Below are 17,718 nucleotides of genomic sequence, written 5' to 3' on the forward strand. Positions count from 1 at the left end.
TCGAGCCTTTGTCTCACGCCCTCCAAGTCGTTGGCGAACGGCGGCGTGCGCTTTTCGTAGATAGGGGGATCCTCCAACGCGTGGGCTCCCTCCCCCTGGCCACACATGCCTCACACCCCCGAGGGCGACGCCCCCGACGACCGCCCCGCCCCCGAGTCCGAGATGGACGCGAGCGGCGCGCTCGGCCCCGACCGCGACCCCGACGCCTCGCCGTTCCTCGTCGTCGGGCTGGGCGCGAGCGCGGGCGGGCTGGAGGCGCTGGAGGCGTTTTTCGCCGGGCTCCCCAAGACCGACGGGGCCGCCTTCGTCGTCGTCATCCACCTGGCGCCGGACCGCGAGAGCCAGCTGGCCGAGATCCTGGAGCGGTCCGTGCCGCTCCCCGTCACGCAGGTCACCGAGCGCGAGGAGGTCTGTCCGGGGCACGTCTACGTGATCCCGCCGAACCGGAACCTCGTCATGGAGGACGGGCACCTCCGGCTCGAGCCGCTCGAAGACGAGCGGCACCGGCGGCGGCCGATCGACCACTTTTTCCGCACGCTCGCCGAGGCCTACGGCGAGCACGCCGTCGGCGTGGTTCTCTCGGGGACGGGGCAGAACGGGACCGTCGGGGCGAGCCGGCTCCAGGAGCTCGGCGGGCTCGTGCTCGCGCAGGACCCCGCCGACGCGGGCTACGACGAGATGCCGCGGAGCGCGATCGCCGCCGGCGTCGCCGACACCGTCGGGACGGCGGGCCAGCTCGCCCGCGAGGCCATCGCCTACGGCGACCGGCTCAAGGCCGCCCGGCTCCCGCCCGACGAGGACGCCCTCGGCCGCGACGACGTCCGCGCCGTCCAGCAGGTGCTCGCGCTCCTGCGCGCGCAGACGGGCCACGACTTCGCCCACTACAAGCGCTCGACGGTCCTCCGGCGGCTGGCCCGGCGCATGCACGTCGTCGGCGCCGACTCGCCGAGCGCCTACCTCGACGCCCTCCGGCGGACGCCCGGCGAGCCGGCCCGGCTGCTCGACGACCTCCTCATCTCGGTCACCAACTTTTTCCGCGACCCCGAGGCCTTTGAGGTCCTGGAAGCGGCCGTCGTCCCGTCGCTGTTCGAGGGGAAGGGACCCGACGACGAGGTCCGCGTGTGGGTGGCCGGGTGCGCGACGGGCGAGGAGGCGTACTCCGTCGCCATCCTGCTCGCCGAGTTCGCCGGGCAGCTGGCCGCCCCGCCCCGCGTCCAGGTGTTCGCCACCGACCTGTCGGAGCGGGCCGTGGCCGTCGGGCGGGCCGGCGTCTACCCCGAGTCCATCGAGGCCGACGTGAGCCCCGAGCGGCTCCGCCGTTTTTTCCGGCGCTCGACCGGCGGCTACCGCGTGACGGAGGCGCTCCGCGAGACGGTCCTGTTCGCGCCGCACAGCCTGCTCAAGGACCCGCCGTTCGCGCACCTCGACCTCGTCACGTGCCGGAACCTGCTCATCTACCTCCAGCGGTCGCTCCAGCAGCGCGTGCTCGAGCTGTTCCACTACGCGCTCGACCCGGGCGGCGCCCTGTTCCTGGGCTCCAGCGAGACCGCCGACGCCGCCTCGGCGCTCTACCAGGCCGAGGACAAGGACGCCCGGCTGTACCGGCGCCGCGACGTCGAGGTCGCCCTCCCCGCCCTCCCGCGCTCGCCGCGCATCCCGTCGGTGGGCGTGGCGCCCGCCCCGCCCGCGCGTCCCGACGGCGAGGTCGGTCCGTCCGTGTCGTTTGCCGACGTCCACCGGCGGCTCCGAGCCGAGGCCGCCCCGCCCAGCGTGCTCGTCGGCGAGACCGGCGAGGTGGTCCACCTGTCGGGCGGGGCGGGGGCGTTCCTCCAGATGGGGTCCGGCGAGCCCACGCGGAACGTGCTCCGGCTCGTCCTCCCCGTCCTCCGGCCGTCCGTGCAGGCCGCGCTCTACCAGGCCCGCCGCGAGGGCGGGGAGGTCGCCTCGGGGCCGGTCCGCGTCGAGGTCGAGGGCGCCGAGCGGGCCGTCCGCGTCCGCGCCCGGGCGACGGCCGAGGGCGACTCCGTCCAGGTCCTGTTCGAGACCGCCCCGCCCGCCGAGGGCGGGGCGGCGCTCGTCGACCCGCCCGACCGAGAGGCGGCGCTCCAGGCCGAGGTCCAGGAGGTCCGCGAGCAGCTCCAGCTCTCCGTCGAGGAGTTCGAGACCAGCCGCGAGGAGCTCAAGGCGCAGAACGAGGAGCTCCAGTCGATCAACGAGGAGCTGCGCTCGACGGCCGAGGAGCTGGAGACGTCGAAGGAGGAGGCGCAGTCGATGGCCGAGGAGCTCCAGACGGTCAACGACGAGATGAAGGCGAAGGTGGACGAGCTGGCCCGGGCCAAGGGCGACCTCGAAAACCTCATCACGTCGACCGAGATCGCCACGCTCTTCCTCGACCGGAGCCTCCGCGTCCAGCGGTTCACGCCGAGCGTCCGCGACCACTTCCGCCTCCGGCCGTCCGACCTCGGGCGGCCCCTGTCCGACTTTGCCCCGACGTTCGGCGGCGCCGTGCTGGCCGACGACGCCCGCGCCGTGCTCGACCGGCTCGAAGTCCAGGAGCGCGAGGTCCAGGGCGCCGACGGCCGGTGGTACCTCGTCCACACGCGGCCCTACCGGACGGTCGACGACCGGATCGACGGCGTCGTGGTCACGTTCATCGACATCACCGCGCGGCGACAGGCCGAGGAGGGCCTCCGCCGGAGCGAGGAGCAGTTCCGGGCGCTCGTCGAGGCCTCGGCCCAGATCGTCTGGTCGGCCGACGCCGAGGGCCGGATCGTCGAGGACTCGCCGTCGTGGCGGGCGTTCACGGGCCAGACCGCCCCCGAGTGGGAGGGCGAGGGGTGGGCCGACGCCGTCCACCCCGACGACCGGGCCGAGGCGCTCGCGGCGTGGCGGCGGGCCGTCGCGGCGGGCGCCGACTACGACCACCAGAACCGGCTCCGCCACGGCCCCAGCGGGACCTGGCGGTGGACGCACACCCGGGCCACCCCGCTCCGCGACGGGGGCGGGGCGATCCGCGGCTACGTGGGCATGAACGCCGACGTGACCGAGCAGCGCGAGGCGGCCGAGGCGCTCCGCGCCGGGGCGGGGCGGGACGCCTTCCGCGCCGCGCTCGCCGACGCGCTCCGCCCGTCGGCCGGCGCGCTCGCCGTCGAGGGCGCGGCGGCCCGTGTGCTGGGCGAGTACCTGGGGGCCAGCCGCGTCCACTGCGCTGCGGTCTCGGCCGACGGCGCGACCGGCACCGTCCGCACCGACTACCACGACGGCGTGCCCAGCGTGGTCGGGACGTACGACCTGGACGGGTACGGCCGGGCGGCGATGGACGAGTTCCGGGCGGGGCGGACGCTCGTGGTCCGCGACGTGGCGGCCGACCCGCGCCTGGGCACGGCGGCCCGCGAGGCCACGCTCGCGCTCGACATCGGGGCGTACGTGCTCACGCCGGTCGTCCGCGACGGGCGGGGCGTGGCCCTGTTCGTCGTCCACAGCGCGGAGCCCCGCGACTGGACCGACGCCGAGGTGGCGCTGGTCGAGGAGACGGCCGAGCGGGCGTGGGAGGCCGTGACGCGGGCCAACGCCGAGGCCGACCTTCGGGCGTCTGAAGAGCGCTACCGCGTGCTCGTCGAAGGCGCCACGGGCTACGCCATGTTCATGACCGACGCCGAGGGCCGCGTCACGATGTGGAACCGGGGCGCCGAGGCCACCTTCGGGGTCGCCGAGGCCGACGCGCTCGGCCGCCCCGCCCGCTTCATCTTTACGCCCGAGGACCGGGCCGCGGGCGTGTTCGAGGCCGAGCTCGACACGGCCCGCGAGACGGGCCAAGCCGCCGACGACCGCTGGCACGCCCGGGCCGACGGCTCGCGGTTCTGGGCCAACGGCGTCATGATGGCACTCCGCGGCGAGGGCGGGGCGGTCCGCGGGTTCGCCAAGGTGCTCCGCGACAACACGGCGCACAAAGAGGCTGAGGACGCACTGCGGGCGTCGGAAGAGCGGTTCCGGCGGACGGCCGAGACCGTCCCCGACATCTTGTTCACGGCCGACCCCGACGGCCGGATCGGCTACGTGAACCCCCGGTTCATGGAGGTCACGGGGCAGACCGCCGACGCGGCGCTGGGGACGGAGATGTGGGAGGACCTCGTGCACCCCGACGACCGGGCCGCCGCCGAGGCCGTGCTCGATGCGGGGCGGGGCGGGACGGAGCCGTACGCGGCCCGCTACCGCATGGAGGTCGCCGGCGGCCAGTACCGCTGGTTCCTCACGCGCGCCCAGCCCGTCCGCGACGACGCCGGCGCCCTGACGGGGTGGTTCGGGACGGTGACGGACATCGACCAGATCGTGCAGGCCGAGGAGGAGATCCAGGCCCTCAACGAGACGCTCGAACGCCGGGTCCGCCAGCGGACGGCGCTCGCGCGGCGCCTGCTGGCGCGGCTGACCGTGGCCGAGGAGGAGGAGCGCCGACGGATCGCGCAGGTCCTCCACGACGACCTCCAGCAGCAGCTCTACGGCCTGTCCATGACGCTCTCCGTGCTCCGCCAGGGCGGGGCGGCCAACGCGCCGCTCCTCGACCGCGCGACGGCCACGCTCGACGACGCCGTCGCGCTCACGCGGACGCTGGCGTCGGAGCTCAGCCCGGCCGTCCTCCGCATGGAGGACGTGGTCGAGGTCTTCGAGTGGCTGGCCGAGCACGTCCGGGCGCGGTACGGGCTCGCGGTCGAGGTCGAGGTCGAGCCCGGCTGCCGCATCGCCGACCGGAGCACGCGGGCCACGCTCTACCAGGTGCTCCGCGAAGCCCTGTTCAACGTGGTCAAGCACGCGGACGTCGAGCGCGCCCGCCTCACGGCCCGCCGCGACGGCGGCACGGTGGTCGTGGCGGTCGAGGACGAGGGCGCCGGCTTCGACCCGGAGCAGGCCGCCGGGCGGGGCGGGACGGGGCTCGGGCTCGAAAGCGTCCAAGGCCGCCTCGACCTCGTGGGCGGCCGGGTCGAGATCGACTCGTCGCCCGGCGGCGGCACTCGGATCGCGTTCGTCGTGCCGGCGGAGCGGGCCGTCGAGGGCGGGGCGGCTGGCGAGGGCGGGGCGGAGGCCTGACGCGCGCCCACCCCGCCCGCGGCGTTCGGGCGGGGCTTTGCGTCCGGCGGCGGTACCCATCCGGTGGGGCTGCGTGGGGATTTCCCTGGTTGCCTCTACCTCCAAGAGCGGGGGGCACCCGTCGTCCTTGGCCCGGCTTGCCCGCGCAGGCGCGCAGATGTCCCGTCCGTGCTCCATCTTGCGCGTGCCGCCCCGCTCACACTGCGCGCGCTTCCCATGTTGTCGTCCCCCCACCGTGTCTTCCTCGTGGAAGACCACCCCGTCATGCGAGAGGCCTACGCGGCTTTGCTCGCGACGGAGCCCCGGCTCGTGCTCAGCCAGTCCGTCGAGACTGCCGAGGAGGCGCTGGACGCGCTGCGGGAGACACCGTGCGACCTCGTCCTGACCGACCTCCGGCTGCCGGGCATGAGCGGCGTCGACCTCGTGCGGCGTCTGAGCGAGGAGCGGCCGGGCCTCCCCGCCCTCGTCATCTCGGCCCACCACGAGGAGGTTTACGCGCGGCGGGCGCTGGAGGCCGGGGCCGCCAGGTTCCTCCCCAAGCAGGGCCTTGCGGCGCGGCTCGTGTCGGTGATCCTGGAGGTGCTCGACGAGGAAACGCCCGAGGCGGCCTTCATCGCCAGCTCAGGCGGCTAACGGGCGCCGGTCCGGCCGGGCGGGGCGGTGCCCGACGCGCCCGCCCCGCCCGTGTCTGCCGCCGAGGGCGGGGTGGTGGCAGGGCCGCCGGCCGCCCCGAGGGGCATCGCACCCGCCCCGCCCACGGCGGGCCGTGCCCGGAGCGGGGCGGTGAAGAACTCGGGCGGAAGACGCCGCGCGTGGGGACGACCGCGCGCGGGCGGCCCGTAGTCTCCGCAGACGCGGCGCCTGCCGCGTCGGCGCGCGGCCTCGTGGCCCCGCGCCTTGCGACGCCGGTCGGGCAGTGACAGGGACCCGGGCGGCACCCCACCCCCAGACCCCCGACGACACATGGCGTACGAAGCCGTCTTCGACTTTACGCAGAAGGCCCAGAACGAGGCCAAGGCCAGCCGCCCGCTTCAGACCCCGTTTTCCGAGCCCGACCCCGACGCCGAGGCGGTCTCGGTCCAGGACCTCCCCGCCCGGCTCCAGGCCGGCATCCAGGCGCTCGGGTGGCCGGCGCTCATGCCAGTCCAGGCCGAGGCGCTCCCGTACATCCTCGACGGCCAGGACCTCGTGGTCCAGAGCCGGACGGGGAGCGGCAAGACGGGCGCCTTCCTGCTCCCGCTCCTCGAAAAGCTGGACCCCGACGAGGACACGTGCCAGGCCCTCGTGCTGTGCCCCACGCGCGAGCTGGCCCGCCAGATCCACGACGAGTTCCAGCGCATGAACGCCGGGCTCGACGAGGCCGACCGCCTCCGCGCGGTGCCCGTCTACGGCGGGACGGCCTACGGGCCGCAGATCGAGGCGTTCGAGAAGGGCGCCCACCTCGTCGTCGGCACGCCGGGCCGCGTGCTCGACCACCTCTCGCGCGGGACGCTCAAGCTGGACCGCCTCAGGACGATCATCCTCGACGAGGCCGACGAGATGCTGTCGATGGGGTTCTTCCCCGACATGCTCAAGGTGCGCCGCTACCTCCCGCGCGAGCGCGACTCGTACATGTTCTCGGCGACCATGCCGTTCCAGGTCCAGCGGATCGGGCAGGAGTTCCTGACCGACCCCGTCTTTATCGCCACGGCCGGCGGGACGGTCCACGTCGAGCGCATGACGCACCGGGCGGCCCAGGTGGCGCCGATGGAGAAGGACCGCGCGCTCGCCACGCTCATCGAGTGGGAGAACCCGTCGAGCGCCATCATCTTCGCCAACACGCGGCGCGACGTCGAGTACCTGGCCACGTTCCTGAACAACTACGGCTACAACGCCGCCGGCATCTCGTCGGACCTCACGCAGAAGGCGCGCGAGAAGACGATGAAGCGGCTCCGCGACGGCGACCTCCGGTTCCTGGTCGCGACCGACGTGGCCGCGCGCGGGATCGACGTGGAGGACCTCAGCCACGTGTTCCACTACGACATCCCGCAGGACCGCGAGTACTACGTCCACCGCTCGGGGCGGACGGCGCGGGCCGGCAAGGCCGGCGTCTCGATCGCGATCACGACGGCGAGCGACATGCCCACGCTCCGCCAGATCGCCAAGAAGTACGACATCCCGCTCGACGAGATCGACCTGCCGACGCCCGACGAGCTGGGCAACCGCGTCGGCCAGCGCCTCACGCGCATCCTGGAGGACGACCTCCGCGGCCGCTCGAACCTGGAGCGCGAGCGCCAGAAGCGGTTCGTGCCGGTCGCCCGCCAGTTTGTCGAGGAGGGCGAGCCCGAACTGCTCGCGATGCTCCTCGACCGGGTCTACCAGGCGAGCCTCCACGACACGCCGGCCGGCCCGGCCATGGACCGGACGGAGAGCGAGTACGACGTCCAGCAGCGCGAGGCGAAAGAGGCCCGCGAAGCGCGCGACGGCGACCGCACCGGGCGCGGCCGCGACGAGATGCGTGGCCGCTCGCGCCGCCGCGACGACGACGACCGCCCCGCCCTCGACGACGACGACGCCCCGCACGCCGACGCCCGCGACGACGTCTCGGCCCGCCCCGCCCGCGAGGAGCGGAACGGGGAGAGCGGCGGGGACGACCGGAATGGCGAGCGCGGGCGGGGTGGCCGGTCCCGCCGCTCCCGCCGCGACGAGCCGGCCGGCCGTGGCGACCAGCCCACCGACCGAGACGGCGACGACGACCGCCCCGCCCCCGCCGAGCGCGGCGAGGCCCAGCGCGACGACTCGGACGACCGCTCGGCCCGCAGCGAGCGGGGCGGCCGCTCGGGCTCCCGCCGCTCCGGGCGGGGCGGCGAGCCCGAGGCGGCCGCCGGTTCGCGCCGCCGCCCCGTCGACGAGCCTTACGCCTTCACGGCCGAGGGCGGCGTCGCCCTCGCGGCCGGCGCCGACGCGGAGTTCGACGACGCCCCCGCCGACGACCCGCAGGGCGGGGCGGCCGACAACGGCGAGGCCACGAAGCCGAAGCGGAAGCGCCGGCGGAGCAAGAAGAGCGAGTAAGTCGGCGAGGTTCAAGACGGCCACGGCCTAACGCTTCTCGCTGACCCACTGCTCCACGGTTCTACCGCCCCGCCCTCGCCTGCCCGGGGGCGGGGCGGTCCGTTTTGTGACGACCTCCCCCCGACATTTTCCCACGCCCATGCTCCGCCCCGCCCTCGTTGCCGTGCTCCTGCTCGCCTCCGCCGCCTCGGCCCAGCCGGACTCTCTAGCCGGCCGCTACGCCGTCTACGTGGACGGCGAGCCCAGCGACCTCGCCGCGGTCGTCGACGCGGCGGCGGCGGCCGACGTGGTGCTCCTCGGCGAGCGCCACGACGACACGGTCGCCCACGCGCTCCAGCTCCGCGTGCTCCAGGGCGTCCACGAGCGTATGGGGGCGGGGCGGCCCGTCGCGCTCGGGTTGGAAATGTTCGAGGCCGACGTGCAGCCGGTGCTCGACGAGTACCTGGCCGGCGCCGCCCAGGAGCGCGACCTGACCGAAGGCGCCCGCCCGTGGTCCAACTACGCCGACTACCGGCCGCTCGTGGAGTATGCCCGCGCGCACGGGCTGCCCGTCGTGGCGACGAACGCGCCGGCTCGGCACGTCCGCCTCGTGGCGCGCGAGGGCGGGGTGGAGGCGCTCGACCGGCTGCCGGCGGCGTCGCTCGCCGTCTACCCGCCCCGCCCGCTCGCCGGACCGTCGGACGCGCTCGCGGCGGCGTTCGCGGACGCGATGGGCGGCATGGCTGGGCACGGCGGCCCGTCGGCCGGCGGGATGCTGGCGGCGCAGAACCTCCGCGACCTCACGATGGCCCACCGGATCGCGGACGCCGGGCGGGGCGGGGCGCTCGTGGTCCACCTCAACGGGAGCTTCCACAGCGCGGGCGGGCTGGGCATCCCGGAGCACCTCGCGCGCGAGGCGCCGGACGCCCGCGTGCTCGTGGTCATCTTCGAGCCGGCCGCCGACCTGTCCGCCCCGCCCGACGCAGCCGAACCCGACGCGGGCGGGGTGGTGGTCCTGACGCGGGCGGACGGGTAGGGCGGGGCGGTCGCGCGGGGGCCGCCGCCCCGCCCGGTACCTTGGGCGCGGACGCCGCCCCGCCCGTGGGCGACCGCCGGTCGCCCCTACGGTCCCGCCCCGCCCGCGTGCCGCCCGACGGCACCGCCCGACGGCACCGCCCGACGGCGTTGCACGCAACGCCGCTACGGCCGCCCCGCCCACACCACGGGCGGGGTGGCGCACCTTCCGCCTTTCGCCTTCCGTCCGCCATGAAACTCGCCTGCGCCGCCCTGCTCCTCGCCGCCCTCGGGTGCCAGTTCGAGACGCCCGCCGACGGCCCCTCGCCGACGGCCACGACCGACGGGCTCGGGGCGCTCGCGCCCGAGGACTCCGTGATCCAGGACCTCCTCGGCCAATACACGACGGTCCGCCTGGACGCCGACCTCTCCAGCCTCTCCGACTCGACGCGGCGGATGATCCCGCACCTGATCGCGGCGGCCGAGGAGATGGACGACGTGTTCTGGGTCCAGGCGTACGGCGACCGCGACTCGCTGCTCGCGGGCCTCTCGGAGCCGGCCCGGCGCTACGCCGAGATCAACGTCGGCCCGTGGGACCGGCTGGACGGCAACGCGCCGTTCCTGCCCGGCGTCGGGCCGAAGCCGGCGGGCTCGAACCTCTACCCGCACGACCTCACGAAAGAGGAGCTGCTGCGCGTGGCCGACCTCTACCCGGACCGCGGCCTCACGAGCGCCTACACGCTCGTCCGCCAGACCGAGCGGGGCGGGCTCGAGGGCGTCCCGTACCACGAGGCGTTCGCCGACGAGCACCGGCGCGCGGCGGCCCACCTCCGCGCGGCGGCCGACCTGTCGGAGAACGCCTCATTCGCCCGCTACCTCCGCCTCCGCGCCGACGCGCTCGAATCCGACGACTACCAGGCGAGCGACCTGGCGTGGATGGACGTCCGCGACAACCCGCTCGACCTCGTCATCGGGCCGATCGAGACGTACGAGGACGGGCTCGCCGGCTACAAGTCGTCGCACGAGGCGTACGTGCTCGTCAAGGACCCGGCGTGGAGCGCGCGGCTCCAGCGCTACGCCGCGCTCCTCCCCGCCCTCCAGCGCGGGCTCCCCGTCGACGACGCCTACAAGGCCGAGGCGCCCGGGACGGACGCCGACCTGGGCGCCTACGACGTGGTCTACGCCGCCGGCGAGGCGAATGCAGGCTCGAAGACGATCGCCATCAACCTGCCCAACGACGAGGCCGTCCAGCTCGCGAAGGGCTCGCGTCGGCTCCAGCTGAAGAACGCGATGCGGGCCAAGTTCGACCGCATCCTGGTCCCCATCGCCGGCGTGCTGCTCGCCGAGGACCAGCGCGGCCTCGTCACGTTCGACGCCTTCTTTGGCAACACCATGTTCCACGAGGTGGCGCACGGGCTGGGCGTCAAGAACGTCGTGGGCGGGGCGGGGACGGTCCGCGAGGCGCTCCAGGACCGGGCGAGCGCGCTCGAAGAGGGCAAGGCCGACGTGCTCGGGCTCTACATGGTCCAGCAGCTGATCGAGCGCGGCGAGTGGGACGAGGCGACGCTCGACGAGCACTACGTGACGTTCATGGCGTCCGTCTTCCGGTCGGTCCGGTTCGGGGCGTCGAGCGCGCACGGGCGCGCGAACCTGGTCCGGTTCAACTTTTTCCGCGAGCGCGGCGCGATCGTGCCCGAGTCCACGCCCGACGGCGAGGTCTGGCGCGTGGTCCCCGAGCAGATGGGGCCGGCCGTCGAGGCGCTCGCCCGCCGCATCCTGACGCTCCAGGGCGACGGCGACTACGACGCGGTCGACGCCTTCGTCCGCCAGTACGGGCGGACGGACCCGTCGCTCGCGCGCAGCCTCGACCGCGTGGCCGCGGCGGGCGTCCCGGTCGACGTCGTGTTCGAGCAGGGGACGGAGGTCCTGGGCCTGGACCCCGCCCCGCCCGTGCGCTAGGAGCCGCCCCGCCCCTGATACGGGCTCTGACGATTCGTTGGGCATCGCCCCGCCCTACGAGGTCCCCGGGAGAGGGACACCGCGCAGCGTCGGCGCAGCCAGGGTGAGGGGTGCTCGGGCGGGGCGGCGGGGTAAGGCCCGCACGAACTCCGCGACTCCGTATCACGTCGTTCCCGCCGCCCCGCCTACGCCGCCCCGCCCCCGGGCGGCGCCTCCGGCAGGCGCGGGACGTCCGGCTCGGGCGGGGCGGCCGTGCTCTCGGCCCGTTCGCGGGCCTCGCGCTGGGCCTCGATCGCCCGCTCGATGCTGTCTTTCAGCTTCCGGTACGCGTTCGGGCGGAGCGAGCGGGGCGGCAGGAGCAGGGCGAGCACGCCGCGCCCCGCCGCCGCGTCGGCCCAGCGGTCGACGTCGAGGTCGACGCGCGCGAGAGCCGCCGTCTTCATCTCGACCGCCCCGCCCCCGATAAGCAGCGAGACCAGCGCCGACCACGTCGGCTCGTGCCCAACGACGACGAGCGTGTCGGCGTCGTCGGGGGTCGCTCGGATCTCGCGGAGGACGGCCTCGGGCGTCGCGTCGTAGAGCGCCTCGGTCACGCGCGCCGGCCCGGTCCACCCGCCCGACTCGGCCGCCGTTGCCAGCGTCTCGCGGGCGCGGACGGCCGACGACGTCAGCGCCCGGTCCGGCACGAGCCGGGCCGTCGTGACAAACCGGCCCATCTTCCGCGCGCCCTTCTGGCCCCGCTCCGCGAGCGGCCGGTCGTGGTCGGCCCCGTAGTCGGCGTCCCAGTCGGACTTCCCGTGGCGGAGCAGGAGGAGCGTCTTCATGCGGGGGGCGGTGCCTGGGGCGGGGTGGGGGCTACGGGAAGATGCCGCCGGTGCCCGGCTGCGCGCCTGGCGGGAGCGGCGTGCCGTCGGCCGGGGCGACGGGAACGGGCGCCTCGTACGTGACGACGGTTCCGTTGGGGCCGGACTCGTAGGCCGCCGCGTACCAGAAGGTGGCGATAAAGGCGACGACGCCGACCACGAGCGCGGCGATAAAGATGGTGTACGACTTGCGCAGCAGCTCGTACTTCTTCTGGAGGACTGACCCGATGCCGTAGACGTCCTTCATCATCATCTCGTAGATCTGCGTCGGGTCCTGGACCACCTGCTTCATGGCGAAGACGTACTCGGCCTGCGTCATGTGGTGGAAGTTGCCGAAGAAGAGCAGGTTCGTCCGGTTCTGGAGCGCGCTCTCGACGGTCACGACCGTGCTCTGCACGCGCGGCCGGGCGGCGAGGACCGCGTACACCAGCGAGCCCAGGCACCCGATAAGGATGAGCGACGTCGGGTAGTAGAGCCACGTGTTGGCGTCGACCTTGGGGGCGATCGACGCGATCAGGATCGAGACCATGAGGCCGTTGATCGAGATCATGATGTTGGCCTTCGCGTCGGCCAGCGACGTGAGGTCCATGTTGGTCCGGTAGCTCGTCCGAAACAGGGTCTCGATGCCCCGCTTCGTGCCCAGGTCCACGAGGTTCTGGTCGGCCGTTGAGAGGGCGCCGTCGGTGGGGCCGACGGCCGTCATCGACGTCTCGTTTTTCTTGCCCGGTTTTGCCGGCTGGGGCACCGCCGGACGCTCACCGGCCACCTGCCTCATGTCGAGCGTCTCGGCGGGCAGGGCGGGCGTCTGAGGGGCGAGCGCGACGCCCGGCGAGCCGTCGCCGATGGCGGCGTCGGCCGGGGGCGTGGGCGGGGCGGGGTCGGCCATCGGAGTGGGGTAGAAAAGGGGGCAGAACGCGCCGGCGCTGAACTTAGTAAGCGAACCCGAGCCCGACGCTCACGAGCGTCGACTCGTCGGAGACGCCGACGGTGACGTTGGCGACGGCCCGGTCGAGGAACCCGAACCACAGGCCGCCCCCGTACCCAAACTGGAGGCCGTCGCCCGCGTCGGGGTCGACGCCCTGGAAGTCGACGAGGGCGCACGCCTCGGGCGAGAGCGCGTCCGTGCACTCGGGCGTGTCGGCCCAGACGCGGCCGCCGTCGACGAACCCGAGCACGCCGACCTGGACCGGGAGCACGTAGGTGCTCACGTCGAACAGCGCCGCCCGGACCTCGGCGGACGCCGACGCCGCCGTCCGCCCCGAGAACCGCTCGCGGCGGTAGCCGCGGAGTGTGCCCAGCCCGCCGATCACGGCCGCGTCGTAGAACGGGAAGTCGCCCACGCGCGTCTCCGCCCCGCCCCGGAGCGCGAGCGTGACCTGGGGCGCGGCCGCGACCGGGACGTAGGCGGCGATCTCGCCGAGGACGGCCCCGTACGTCTCGGCCGGCCCCGTGAGGCCGGCGAGCACGTCGCCCTCGACCGCGATGCGGACGCCCTGGCGCGGGTTCACGGCCCGGTCCAGCGCGGCCACCTCGAACCGCCCGAACGCGCCCGCGTGCGTCTGCGGGTCGAAGGCGTCGGCGCCCAGCGCGAGCGCGGGCGGGGCGGGGAGGACGACGGTACCGTTCGGCCGGTCGAAGCCGAGGTCGAGGTCGTCCAGGTCGGGCGCGCTCGCGTCGGCGTAGCGGACGCTCGGCCCGAACGAGACGAGGGCGCCCTGGCCGAGCGGCGTGCCCAGGCCGGCCCGCACCTGCGCCCGGGCCAGGTTCACGCGCGCCAGGTCGGAGCCCACGTCCGCCGTCCCGTTCCCGAACCCGTAGAAGTTGCGGGCGTAGCGCGGCGTCGACGCCTGCGCGTCGAGCGTGAGGCTGAGCGGCCCGATCACGTGGCGCATGTAGCCGGTGTAGCGCGCGGCCACCCCGCCCGTGGCCGTCGCGATGTTGGCCGAGACCGAGTGGACGGCCGCGTAGGGCCGGAGCCGGAAGCCCGGCACCGACCACGTGATGCCCGCCCCCAGGATCACGCCGTCCGTCGACTGGTAGCCGACGTCCGGGAACACCCGGCGCATGCCCCGGACCCGTTCGGTCGGGTCGTAGAGGTTGACGTCGGCGTCCTCGGAGCGCCGGTCCTTGACGCCGGGGCCGCGGGTCTCGAACACCGCCCCGCCCGGCGTGTCGTAGAGGGCGAGGTGGCCGGCCGGGGCGTCCACGACGTCGTCGCCGGCGCCCCCGATGATGCGGAGGCCGATGTCGTCCGGCCCGTCGCCGACGACGTGGAACAGGTCGTCGCCGGCCATCCCGTAGAGCCGGACCTGGGCGGTCTCGTCGGGCGAGAACGTGCGGGCGTACAGCTCGCGGCCGACCTCCCCGCCCTTGTACGAGCGGACGGTGACGCGGAGGCGACCGTCGGCCAGCCGCTCGATCTCGAACACCTCGCGCTCGTCGCTCCCGAGCACGTCGACGATCCGCGCCTGGATGTCGTAGTAGCGCCGGGCGAGGTCGACGAGCCGGTCGCGGCGGCCTTCCAAGGCCCGCTCCCACCCGGGCGCCAGCTCGTCGTAGACCGGGGCGGGGAGGACGTCCAGCGACCGCGCGATGACGGTGTCGGAGAGCGCCGCCTGGACGTCCCGGGCGATGGCCTCCCAGTCCTCGCGCGTGAGCGCGTTGAGGAACCGGCGGTCCTGGTCGAACCCGTTCCGCGTCAGCCCGGCGATGCTCCCGTACGACTCGCCGATGCCCTGGAGCCGGTCGTCGAACGAGAACAGGGCGGGCTGGAGGAGCCCGCCGATCCCGTAGAACGCCCAGTCGTGGTCGCGGGGGACCGGGAGGTACACCTTGCCCTTGGTCGCCGCGTCGCCCGTCAGCGTCGAGTCCAGCTCGCCGGGCTCGAAGGCGCCCCACCGGAACTGGCCCGCGTGCCGGTCCCAGTCGGCCACCAGCATGTCGACGAGCCGGGCGCGGAGGAACGCCCGCTGGTCGACGTAGTGGTCCTGGTCCTCGCGGAGCTCCTCGCGGAGCTTCTCGTCGGAGATCACGTCGGTGAAGCCCTCGAACTCGGGCACGTCCGAGACGTCGTCGTCGGGGCGGAGCTCGAGCGTCGCCAGGCGGTCCCCGAACTGGTCGCGGTAGCGGCCGAGTCGGGGGTCGTCGGGGACGTAGACGATCCGGGGGCGGGGCGTGGGCACGCCGACCGCGTTCGACAGCTCGGCCGTCACGATCGCGCCGTAGGGGATGGCCGCCGCGCGGAGCTCGAGGACCACGTCGGACACGAGCCCGTCGCGGAGATCGGCCGGGACCTGCCCCGTCCCGCCCTTTTCGAGCAGGCGGAAGTCGTACACGTGGCCGTCGCCGCTCTCGAGCCGGAGCCCGGTCGTCTGGTTCCCCCCGCTCCGCTTGATCGGCGTGAGCCCGCCGGCCTCGGTACCCATGTCCACGACGGGGACCTCGACGCGCGTGTGCCACGCGTCTCGGTAGCGGTCGCCGAAGAGGGTCCGCGCGACGGCGCCCTCCGAGAACCGGGGCGACTGCGAAAAGCCGGCGTCCAGCTCGGCCACGACCGTCTCGCCCAGCGTCTCGGGCAGCTCCTCGGCCTCGACGTCGGTCGGCACCTCGGGGTCGACGAGCTCGGGGATCGGGCCGGCCAGCTCGGTCCGAAACGCGACCTCGGCGGCTCCGGTCTCGGGGTCCACCTCGACGGTCTCGGCCCACAAGCGGCCGTCGGGGTAGTAGAGCAGCCGCTGGTAGCCGGGCCGCGCGGCGACGTGGAGGGCGCCCTCGGACGAGACCGGGTCGACCGCCCCGCCCCCGGTCCCGCTCACGAGGTTGAACTGGCGGACGGTCACCGAGCGGTCGGTGGGGAGCGTCTGGAGGCTGTGGTCGTGGGAGGCCGCCCACACGAGCCGGTCGTGCCCGGCCGTCGACGCTTCGAGCACGGCGCGCATGGCCCGGTACTCGGGCGAGGCCAGGTCCTGGCGGTCCCGCCCGAACGTCCGCGCGGCGAGCGCGCCGATTCCGAGCGTGGCGAGCGTCTGGCCGACCGTCCGGTAGCCGGCGTGCTCGCCGCGCGATTGGAGCGGGTGGTGGGCGAGGACCACGATCCGGCTGTCGTCGCGGTCGACCACGATCTGCCGGAGGATGCGGGCTACGTCGCCCGGCGTGCGGACGTCCTGGCCTTCGGCCTCGCCCGGCGGGCGGGCGTCGGCGTCGAGCAGCCACCACCCCGTGTCGAGGGCGACCAGGCGGAGGCCCTCGGCCGGCTCCCACTCGCGCGGGCCGCCGGACTGGTCGCCGGGCACGAGCGCGTCGCCGCCGAACAGGCTGTCCACGACGGTTTCGAGCCGGCGCACGCCGTTCTCGCCCTGCCTCCAGTCGCGGTCGCCGGGGACGACGACGACCTCGCCCTCGAAGGCCCCGAGCGCGTCGGCGAGCGCGTCGGCGAGCGCGTCGAGCTTGTCCAGCGCCTCGGCTCGGTCGCCGGCGCCGGCGGCCGGCACGCCGTCCGTCGTCACGTCGCCCAGGAACGCGACGGTCGCCGCCCCGCCCCGCCCGCGGGCGTCGGCGCCGAGCGCGCGCAGCACGGCCCCCGTGTCGAGGTCGCCCGTGTTGCCGGTCAGGAAAACCGTGTGGGCGACCTCGTCGGCGGGGAGCGGGGGGACCGGCTCGTCCTGGTACGCGCCCGCCACGTACGTCCCCGTCGACGCGCACGCCGAGGCGAACAGGACGCAGAGGCCGAGCAGGAGCAGCCGCACGGGCGGGGCGGCGAGCGGGGCGGGGCGGGGCCTCGAAAACGGGGTCGGCGGCATCAAGCGTCGGGGGGCGCGAAGCGGAGGAGGGTGCCGGACCCGACCGGCCCCTCGTTCGAGATGAACAGCGTGCCGTCGGCGGCGAACGCGATGCCCTCGGGCTGCGGGTAGAGGGCGGGCGGAAGCTCGACGACGGCAGAAAGCGTGCCGTCGGGTTCGACGACGGCCAGCGCCTTTCGGACGGACGACAGCACGTAAACCTGACCCGTCGCCGGGTGAACAGCGAGTGCAGACGGCTTGAACGCGTGGTCGCCGTCGACGCGGGCGCGGTCGAGCGTGAACACGGGGCGCTCGGAGAGCGCGAGCGTGGCGAGGTCGAAGGCGTAGACGGCGCGGACGCCGCGGAGGTCGAGGCCGGGGTCCTCCTTGCACGCGATGAGCAGCCGGTTCTGGGCGAGGTCGTAGCCCAGGCCCTCGGCGTCGTTCCGGCTCGCGAGGGGCGTCTCGAACAGGTCGGCCTCGACGCGCCCGTCGTCGGTCTGGCGCACGCGGAACAGGTCGCCGTTGCTCTTGAGGGTCCAGATGGCGTCGGTCGTGAGCTCGACGCCCTCGAAGTCGCCCGCGCCGTGGAACCGCTCGCGCGTGAGGACGGCGCCGCTCCCGGGGTCGACCTCGTAGATCAGGCCGTCCTCGTCCTGGACCGCCCCGAGGCGGCCCGTGGGCAGGAGCGTGAGGCCGGACACCTCGCGCAGCTCGGCCGGGAGCGTGAGGGCGAGGTCCGGCTCGGCCAGCCGATACGGGACGGCGGCCGTCGCGCTCGCCACCCCGCCCGCCGCCGGGGGCGGGGCGGGGCGGTCGCACGCGGCGAGGAAAACGGCGGCGAGGAGGAGCAGGCGCATGGGCGGCGTCGAACGCGCGCTCCTGCGGCGGGTTCGTGGGGCGGGGCGGGCGGAACGCGGTGCCCCCGGGCGGCGGGTGCGGGCGGGGCGGTCTGGACGTGCGCCGGCCCGCCCGGTGCGACCCGCCCACCG

Annotated in this window: 9 protein-coding genes; 5 read left to right on the plus strand and 4 right to left on the minus strand. The window is 74.7% G+C overall.

Features of this window, described 5'->3' with window-relative positions; all coding sequences use genetic code 11:
* The first annotated feature begins 105 nt into the window (after positions 1–105).
* The 5 genes from RQM47_RS05085 (at position 106) to RQM47_RS05105 (ending at position 11,085) form a co-directional block, all read left to right on the plus strand.
* Entirely contained in the window at positions 106–5,082 is a 4,977-nt protein-coding gene (locus RQM47_RS05085) for a PAS domain S-box protein (RefSeq protein WP_314007682.1), read from the plus strand.
* A 216-nt stretch (positions 5,083–5,298) separates the two neighbouring features.
* Complete coding sequence (locus tag RQM47_RS05090; protein ID WP_314007684.1) at positions 5,299–5,715, plus strand: response regulator transcription factor; 417 nt, start codon at positions 5,299–5,301, stop codon at positions 5,713–5,715.
* A gap of 330 nt (positions 5,716–6,045) precedes the next feature.
* On the plus strand, positions 6,046–8,133 hold the full coding sequence (locus tag RQM47_RS05095) for a DEAD/DEAH box helicase (protein WP_314007687.1): 2,088 nt from the start codon (positions 6,046–6,048) through the stop codon (positions 8,131–8,133).
* A 139-nt stretch (positions 8,134–8,272) separates the two neighbouring features.
* On the plus strand, positions 8,273–9,148 hold the full coding sequence (locus RQM47_RS05100; protein ID WP_314007688.1) for a ChaN family lipoprotein: 876 nt from the start codon (positions 8,273–8,275) through the stop codon (positions 9,146–9,148).
* A 230-nt stretch (positions 9,149–9,378) separates the two neighbouring features.
* The gene (locus RQM47_RS05105) at positions 9,379–11,085 is read left to right on the plus strand and encodes a dipeptidyl-peptidase 3 family protein (protein WP_314007691.1); all 1,707 of its coding nucleotides are present in this window, start codon (positions 9,379–9,381) and stop codon (positions 11,083–11,085) included.
* A gap of 185 nt (positions 11,086–11,270) precedes the next feature.
* On the opposite strand, the gene RQM47_RS05110 is transcribed toward RQM47_RS05105, so the two are convergent.
* Genes RQM47_RS05110 through RQM47_RS05125 form a run of 4 tightly spaced genes read right to left on the minus strand, consistent with a single transcriptional unit; the run spans position 11,271 to position 17,586 of the window.
* Positions 11,271–11,909: a histidine phosphatase family protein gene (locus RQM47_RS05110; RefSeq protein ID WP_311662626.1), complete on the minus strand. Its 639-nt coding sequence runs from the start codon at positions 11,907–11,909 to the stop codon at positions 11,271–11,273.
* Between the two features lie 31 nt (positions 11,910–11,940).
* The gene (locus tag RQM47_RS05115) at positions 11,941–12,834 is read right to left on the minus strand and encodes a Pycsar system effector family protein (RefSeq protein ID WP_314007695.1); all 894 of its coding nucleotides are present in this window, start codon (positions 12,832–12,834) and stop codon (positions 11,941–11,943) included.
* 43 nt (positions 12,835–12,877) lie between these two features.
* A complete protein-coding gene (locus RQM47_RS05120) occupies positions 12,878–16,747 on the minus strand; it encodes a BamA/TamA family outer membrane protein (RefSeq protein ID WP_314007698.1) in 3,870 nt (1,289 codons plus the stop codon).
* Entirely contained in the window at positions 16,747–17,586 is an 840-nt protein-coding gene (locus RQM47_RS05125) for an SdiA-regulated domain-containing protein (protein WP_314007701.1), read from the minus strand. Before RQM47_RS05125 ends, RQM47_RS05120 begins: the two co-directional genes overlap by 1 nt.
* Positions 17,587–17,718 lie beyond the last annotated feature (132 nt).

This window comes from Rubrivirga sp. S365, assembly GCF_032248475.1.
GTDB classification, from domain to species: domain Bacteria; phylum Bacteroidota; class Rhodothermia; order Rhodothermales; family Rubricoccaceae; genus Rubrivirga; species Rubrivirga litoralis.

Coding starts and splice junctions, on each gene's coding strand:
- RQM47_RS05085 (WP_314007682.1), top strand. CDS start 106: ATGCCTCACACCCCCGAGGGCGACGCCCCCGACGACCGCCCCGCCCCC.
- RQM47_RS05090 (WP_314007684.1), top strand. CDS start 5,299: ATGTTGTCGTCCCCCCACCGTGTCTTCCTCGTGGAAGACCACCCCGTC.
- RQM47_RS05095 (WP_314007687.1), top strand. CDS start 6,046: ATGGCGTACGAAGCCGTCTTCGACTTTACGCAGAAGGCCCAGAACGAG.
- RQM47_RS05100 (WP_314007688.1), top strand. CDS start 8,273: ATGCTCCGCCCCGCCCTCGTTGCCGTGCTCCTGCTCGCCTCCGCCGCC.
- RQM47_RS05105 (WP_314007691.1), top strand. CDS start 9,379: ATGAAACTCGCCTGCGCCGCCCTGCTCCTCGCCGCCCTCGGGTGCCAG.
- RQM47_RS05110 (WP_311662626.1), bottom strand. CDS start 11,909: ATGAAGACGCTCCTCCTGCTCCGCCACGGGAAGTCCGACTGGGACGCC.
- RQM47_RS05115 (WP_314007695.1), bottom strand. CDS start 12,834: ATGGCCGACCCCGCCCCGCCCACGCCCCCGGCCGACGCCGCCATCGGC.
- RQM47_RS05120 (WP_314007698.1), bottom strand. CDS start 16,747: ATGCCGCCGACCCCGTTTTCGAGGCCCCGCCCCGCCCCGCTCGCCGCC.
- RQM47_RS05125 (WP_314007701.1), bottom strand. CDS start 17,586: ATGCGCCTGCTCCTCCTCGCCGCCGTTTTCCTCGCCGCGTGCGACCGC.